Annotated in this window: 2 protein-coding genes; both read right to left on the reverse strand. The window is 61.4% G+C overall.

The annotated features are described in order from the left end of the window. Positions 1-230: 230 nt before the first annotated feature. The gene (locus B7Z76_RS15980) at positions 231-1,745 is read right to left on the reverse strand and encodes a class I SAM-dependent methyltransferase (protein WP_236656287.1); all 1,515 of its coding nucleotides are present in this window, start codon (positions 1,743-1,745) and stop codon (positions 231-233) included. An 85-nt stretch (positions 1,746-1,830) separates the two neighbouring features. Further along, positions 1,831-2,020, reverse strand: a 190-nt coding sequence (locus B7Z76_RS15985) for a hypothetical protein (protein ID WP_291345235.1), incomplete at its 5' end; no start/stop codon positions are given.

Raw genomic sequence — 2,020 nt, forward strand, 5'->3', positions numbered from 1 at the left:
AGCCAGAAAAGTTCCGCCATGTTCCAAGTCCTCCGAACAGACTTGAATCAGACGCCCCGTAGTCATGGCAATAGGTACAGAACCTAGAGCATCATCCGACCAGTTGGAATCATCTGATCGGATAAAGATACTCTAATTATCAATGTGATAGAGCACGACATCCGATCCGTCAGCATCGGAACGTGCTCTAGCGGAGCGACACGATTCGCAGGCAGCCAAGCCGCCGGCAATCAACAGGGAATACCCAGGGCCTCCAGGGTCGAACGGCTTTCGCGGAGAAAACTCTCCATCCCGGTCGCCAGGGCCACGCACATCTCAGGCCTGTCGCCCATCGCCTCCGCCGCCCAGCGTTCGATGGTGTCACGATCGGGCGGTGGCAGGATCGTCCCTTCGGCCGCCGTTTCCCGCCGCTCCTGTTGACGCAACACCGCGAGCGCTCCAGCCGCCGGCAGGTTGAACCCCCCGCCCTGTGCCGGCACCGCGAAAGCGACAGTTTCAGTCATCGCGGTGCCTGCCACCTGGGTGGCAAACATCATGCCATTCAGTGCCCGCGCGGATGCAGTCATCGGCCGGCCGGGCGCGGGAAGGAGCACAGCCTGTCCGGTTCCCACCAGCAGGGCGACGAGTTCGGCGGGATTGTCGGATGCCGGCGAGGCGCCGTTCGGTCGGGCCAGGCTCAAGAGTTCCTCGACCGACGCGCCCCCTTGCGCGAGACGAGCAAAGACCGGCTCGTAGAATGCCGGGTTCATGGATAGTTCGCCCGTCGGCGAGGGGATGCCGAGGCGACGTTGGGAATATGGCAGGGCAAGGCCGAGCGTCAGGCCGCGCAAGATGCTGTCGCGTGGGACCATCGCGACCCGTCTTCCGCCACGAACATAAATATCATGACGCAACGGCCGGCCGAGAGTGACATCCTTGATGAGTTCGGTCATCGCCGAATCGCCGAATTGCCGGGCGACTTCCAGCGCTGCCGGAGGTAGCGTCACCTCGGCGATACTATCCAGGATACGGGAGGACCCGACATAGCTCAGCCCGACATCCGAGAATGCCGCCGCAACGTCAGCGTGGAAGCAGGGGCGCCAGTCGGCATTCATGAACTCATGGGCCAGATACGCCGCAGGCTTGTCTGCCAGCATCTGCAGCATGGCACGCGTCCGCTCATCCGTTGCCTCGCCAAGCGGGCCGAAAAGATGGCGAACAACCCCGAAACCGCGTTCGACCTGGCGGTCCGCCCGATCGGCAAGCCTCAGTCCCGCTTCCCGCACCAGGCGCTGCAGTCCGACCACGCCGCCCCAGCCGGGAAGCAGATTGTAGCTGACATGGCACAAACCGCCGGGCACCAGCCGACGCTCAAGCAAACGCAGGATGCCGGCGCGGACAGCATCGCTGACCCAGGTCCAGACGCCATGAAGGCTGACCGCATCGACAGCGGGAAGGTCCGTATCATCGAAATCGGCGAGGTCTGCCTCGATGAACCGGCAATTCCGAATTCCGGCCCGCGCCGCCATTTCACGCGCGTCAGCAACATGCGCGCGATTGAAATCGATGCCGGTTACGGTCCAGCCAGGGTTGGCAACGGCCATGACCAGCGCCGTGAAACCACGGCCGGAGCCGATATCGAGGAAATGAAACGGTTCGTCCGGACCCGGCATGCGTGCATCCTGGCCCGTCAGAAGCGCCACGAGCGCCGTCAGCCGCGGAGACTGCTCGACGTAATAGCCGCTGGAATAGGTGATGTCGGTCACATATCCGTTACTCAGATTCATGCTCCCGAATCGCTTTTTGTAACCGCAATCATAATATCTACATCCTTCATCCAGACATGAAACGCTATCCAAACCAGAAACAGGCAGCAATATTTTTGCCTGAGCCGCACCACGACATATCCGCTGCCAAGAACTGTTCCCGCCCAACGATGATAGGGCTATGGCTGAAAATAGGTGATGAGGTTTGAGAAGGCGGCGTATCGTGGCGGGTGTCCAAGCCTGCCAGAACCTCCCTGAGGAGCGATACGCCTATG

This window comes from Acidiphilium sp. 20-67-58, from assembly GCF_002255515.1.
In the GTDB taxonomy this organism is placed as follows: Bacteria; Pseudomonadota; Alphaproteobacteria; order Acetobacterales; family Acetobacteraceae; genus Acidiphilium.